This window comes from Deferribacterota bacterium, from assembly GCA_034189185.1.
Classification (GTDB): domain Bacteria; phylum Chrysiogenota; class Deferribacteres; order Deferribacterales; family UBA228; genus UBA228.
Map to the genome: position 1 here is coordinate 1 of JAXHVM010000136.1, position 4,988 is coordinate 4,988.

The window sequence follows — 4,988 nt, forward strand, 5'->3', positions numbered from 1 at the left end:
TTGTTGAAATTAATGGATGAAGATAAATTATTAACTGAGAAAATATATAAGTGTAATTTATCAATTAATAATATAAAAAAACAGATAGATAAAAATGCGAATGAAAAAAATTTCTACATTGAACAATTAAATAAACTCGAAAAAGAATACAATGTAAAAGATAAACTTAATAACAACTTACAGGAAAGTTATAATAATCTTAATAATAACAAGAAATTAATAGAAGATAGGCTTCAGAATTTAAAAAAAGAGTATGGACATAGTTTAGAGAAATTTAATAAATATGAAAAAAAGCTAAATGATTACAAGCACAGGATAACACTCCTTAGAGACTTAATTAGTCAATTAATTATAGATAAAATAGATAATCTCAAAGATTTTAAACAACAATTTCCTTTCAGAAAAATTATTGATATAGAAGGAATATTAAATGATAATGAATTAATCTATTATGGAGATATCTTGGTATTTCAAGATAGTGCAAGGGATAATTTAATAGATTATTTAAAAGAAAAGAATCTATCTATAAATTTTATATTTGAGGGTGAATTAGAGGCTTTTGTGGAACAATTAGAACAAAACCGAGTTAAACATATTGATGGAAATGTATACTATAATGGGTTTTACTTTAGATCAATTGGTAAAGATGACAAGATGGAGAAGCTCTTAGTTTATAAAAAGGAGCTCGCACTTTTAGAGGAAAAGATTGTTGATACCAAGAAGAAATATAGAGAAGTAGAGAGAGAAAAGGAATCTCTAAAAGTTGATAAAATTAAGGCTCAGAATGAATATGATCAATTAAACCTAAATCTTAGAAAAGTCGAGCAAGAGATAGGTAATAATCGACAAATTGTAGAGTCAATGTCAAAGCAGATAAAACAATATAATTTTAAGTTAGATTTATTAAACAGGGAAGATAAGAATCTAAACATAGAGCTAAATGAAATTAGTGAGGATATAAGATTAAAAGAAGATAGGAAAAAAGATGTATTGGAAGAAATAAAAACTCGTAAGAAGGGGGCAAATAAAATAAGGCATAACTTAGAAAATCTAGAAAAGCAATTAAGTAGTGTTAAAGACTTATATATGAAGATTGTAATTGAGCGTAAGGAACTTTCAAAGAAGTTAGAATATTTGGAGAAGGAGTTTGATAATTATAATAAAATTTATAAAAAGAATAAAAATGAAATTAAAAACATTTATATAACAATAGATAATATTAACTTAAATATAAATGAAAATAATGATAAATTAATACAATATAATAGCGCTTTAAACTCTAATATAAGCATATGTAATAAGTTAAAAGAATGTAGAGCAGGATTATTAGAAGAATTAAAGAATAATAAAGAATATATGCAAAAGATGGAAGGGAAACTTAGAAAGTGGCAGGAAAGAATAGATAATTTTAATAAGAAATATGCTAAATTTGATGTTGAAGAGGCCAAGCTCAATACTCAGATAGAAAACTTAAGCTTGCAATATAATCAACAATTTAATGGAAGTATTCAAGATGAGATTATAAATATTGAAGATAATGATAAAACATTACTAACAAATAAATTATTTAAAATTGAGTCTAAATTAAAGGAGATTGGACCAATTAATATGGCAGCTAATGATGAGTATGAAAAATCACAAGAAAGATATGAATTTTTAAAGACACAATATGATGACATAAATAATTCAGTAAAGAAAATTAATGAAATGATCAAGGAGTTTGACAAAGAATCAATTACAAGATTTAATACTGCTTTTAATAGTATTAGAGAGAATTTTCAGAGGGTAATAGATATTTTATTTAGTGGTGGTAAAGGTGATATAAAATTGACTGAACCAGTTAATGTGTTAGATGCAGGTATTGAAATATATGTCCAACCAAAGGGCAAGAGATTAAGAAATCTTAATCTTCTCTCTGGAGGAGAAAAAGCACTGACATCCTTGGCATTACTCTTTTCTTTTTTCTTATACAGGAAAGCACCCTTTTGCTTCCTTGATGAAATAGACGCCCCTTTAGATGATCTTAATATTGGCAAGTTTATAGATATAGTGAAAGAGTTGTCAAAGGATACGCAATTTATAATTATAACCCATAATTATAAAACTATGGAATTTGCTAACAATATATATGGAGTTACAAATAGTGAACCAGGTGTTTCAGTTGTCTATTCTTTAAAGAATAGTAACTTATTTAACAATGCATTAACTGATAATATAGATAATAAAGATAAAGCTTGGGGTTATTAGGATGGCTATATTTGATCTTTTTAAGAGTAAAAAGAAAAAAGTTGAAAAAAAGGATAAAGAAAAGATTGAGAAGGGCTTAAAGAATTCTTCTTCTAATCTTATCATAGGAATTAATAAGGTCGCTAAGAGAGGGAAAATAGATGAAGAGGCTTTTGAAGAGCTTGAAGAATTGTTATTAACAAGTGATATATCCTTTGATACCACATATAGTATTATAAATAGCTTAAAAAAGAATAAGATTAAATCTGTTGATGGATTAAAAGAGGTATTAAAAGAAAAGTTAATCAATATATTAGATATTGATAATTCATTATGTGTTTCAGAGAATAAGCCCTACGTCATTCTTGTTGTTGGTGTTAATGGTGTTGGCAAAACAACATCAATTGCTAAATTGGCAAACCTTTTTTCCTCTGAAGGCTTAAGTGTTGCACTTGCAGCTTGTGATACATTTAGAGCTGCGGCAGGAGAACAATTAGAGGTATGGGCCAATAGGTTGTCAGTGCCTATTGTCAAAAAAAGCCAAGGGAGCGATCCTTCATCAGTTTTATATGAGGCTATAAATTATAGCAAATCCAATGATATAGATGTTTTAATAGTAGATACTGCTGGTAGGATTCATACTAAATCTAACTTAATGAGACAATTAGAAAAAATAGCAAGAACAGCTAATAGACTAATAGATGATGCACCCCATGAAATATTATTAACTATTGATGCATCTATGGGACAAAATGTGTTAGAGCAGGCAAGGACATTTAAGAAGGAGATAGATCTAACAGGAATAATATTAACAAAACTAGATGGAACTGCAAAGGGTGGTGTGGCTATAAGTGTGGTAGACGAGCTTTCAATACCCATTAAGTTTATTGGTACTGGTGAAAAGGTTGATGATATAGCTGTATTTGACTCAGAAGTCTTTGTAAAAAGCCTTTTAAGTTAAAAATGAATATTGTTGAAGTTTACCTTAACATAAACAATGAGTTGTTTAACTGGTATTATAAATTTACAAAGGATGATAAGAATATATATCCACCAGTAGTTGTAAAAATTGGACCTCAGTTTTATAAACTAAATAAATTTTATATAGATTCAAAAAAAGTATTATTTATTGGTGAGAAAACATTTAAAGAGGCCTTAGAGATATCAGTAAATCTTAGGGAGAATGTAAATATTGTGGAGTTATCTAATATATTAAATTTGGCTATACTTCTTAATATTGATTTAGATAGCTGCAAAGTAATTGAGGAAATGAAATTGAAAGGAAAAAGATTAATAGATAGTATATTAAAGATAAGGGATTACCCAGAAATTTTGAAAGATTATATATGCGAAAAAGATATCTCTTTTAGATACTTAATAATGATTGCTCTTTACTATGATAGCATAGAAAATATCTTAATTGATTTTTTAGAGAAGAAAAAACCAACAGTCTATGAATTTAAAAAATACGTGATTATTTTCATTGATTACAGGCATTATTTAGACATAAATTATTTTGATGAGCAAAAGGTTAAAGATGTGATTTATAAAAGAAATAACATCTATATGGAATTTATTAATAAATTTAATCAATTAAAAAAAGACTTATACCCGATTGTAGTTGAAAATCTTGATAACTTTGAGAGCCCAGGAATGAATTTTAAATTTATTGCAAGGGATTTTGATAGTTTCTATAAAAATGTTACCTATTTGAATAATAGTTTAGAAAAGATGCGTTTGTTTTACTCTTATTTAAAAGAAAATGGTATATATTGAAAAATCAGCTGTAAAGGGAAGTATATTCAAATATATAGAGAACAATCAAATAACCTATGAAATAATTGAAGAAAATGTGGTTGAAGAGCTTAATGACTTAGAAGATGCGATTGTTATAAGAAAAAGCAGTAAAGAGATTCACAGTTGTCCTAGCACGAAATATTATAGATGTTGCAACTATCAGGTATTAGATATAATGGAGGGTTGTCCATATAATTGTTCTTATTGTATATTAAAAACAATCTTAAATCATAAAAACATCATTGTAAATGACACAGTTGATACATTGAGAGAAGAATTAATTAAGTTAGATAAAATGTCTAAACAGAGGATTGGTTCTGGTGAATTATCTGATAGTTTGGCATTGGACAATATAGTTGGATTAACCACTATTATTTCACCCATTGTAAATAGCTTAAAAAATAGTGTATTTGAGTATAAGACAAAATCAGTCAATATAGATAATTTGTTAAAACTAAACCCCAAAAATATTATAGTATCTTGGAGTGTTAACCCTAATCTTATAATAAAGAGGGAAGAACTTCTAACGCCCTTGATAGAGGAGAGGTTAAATGCAGCAAAAATATGTGCAGAGTATGGTTATAGATTAGCCTTTCATTTTGATCCTCTCATTTTATGTGAAAATTTTGAAAAAGAATATAAGGTAGTAGTTGAAAAAATAGTTGAAAAAGTGGATGAAAAAGTGGTAAGCTATATTAGTATAGGAATACTAAGATTTATGCCGCAATTGGAGGATATTATAAGAAATAATTATTTGGAAAGTAACATATTGGCTAATGAGTTTGTAGAGACCATTGATGGGAAATTAAGATATCTAAAGCCAGTGAGATATTATATGGTGAATTATTTGTATAATCTTATTAGGAAATATTGGAAAAATGCTTTTATATATCTATGCATGGAAGATGTCTCAATCTGGGAAAATGTTTTAGGCTATGATCCGGGAAATAGACAATCCTTTGAGA

General features: G+C 27.3%; 4 protein-coding genes. All 4 read left to right on the forward strand.

All coding sequences use genetic code 11. From position 1 onward, the window contains the following. Positions 1-2,247: hypothetical protein (locus tag SVN78_08395; GenBank protein ID MDY6821624.1), on the forward strand; the 2,247-nt coding region annotated here is incomplete at its 5' end. 1 nt (position 2,248) lies between these two features. Beyond that, positions 2,249-3,187: a signal recognition particle-docking protein FtsY gene (gene ftsY / locus SVN78_08400; GenBank protein ID MDY6821625.1), complete on the forward strand. Its 939-nt coding sequence runs from the start codon at positions 2,249-2,251 to the stop codon at positions 3,185-3,187. 2 nt (positions 3,188-3,189) lie between these two features. Then, positions 3,190-4,002 (forward strand): hypothetical protein, encoded by an 813-nt coding sequence (locus SVN78_08405; GenBank protein ID MDY6821626.1) that lies wholly within the window; start codon positions 3,190-3,192, stop codon positions 4,000-4,002. Further along, on the forward strand, positions 3,989-4,988 hold a 1,000-nt coding region (locus SVN78_08410; protein ID MDY6821627.1), incomplete at its 3' end, for a DNA photolyase. The genes SVN78_08405 and SVN78_08410, both read left to right, overlap by 14 nt.

Coding starts and splice junctions, on each gene's coding strand:
- SVN78_08405 (MDY6821626.1), top strand. CDS start 3,190: ATGAATATTGTTGAAGTTTACCTTAACATAAACAATGAGTTGTTTAAC.
- ftsY (MDY6821625.1), top strand. CDS start 2,249: ATGGCTATATTTGATCTTTTTAAGAGTAAAAAGAAAAAAGTTGAAAAA.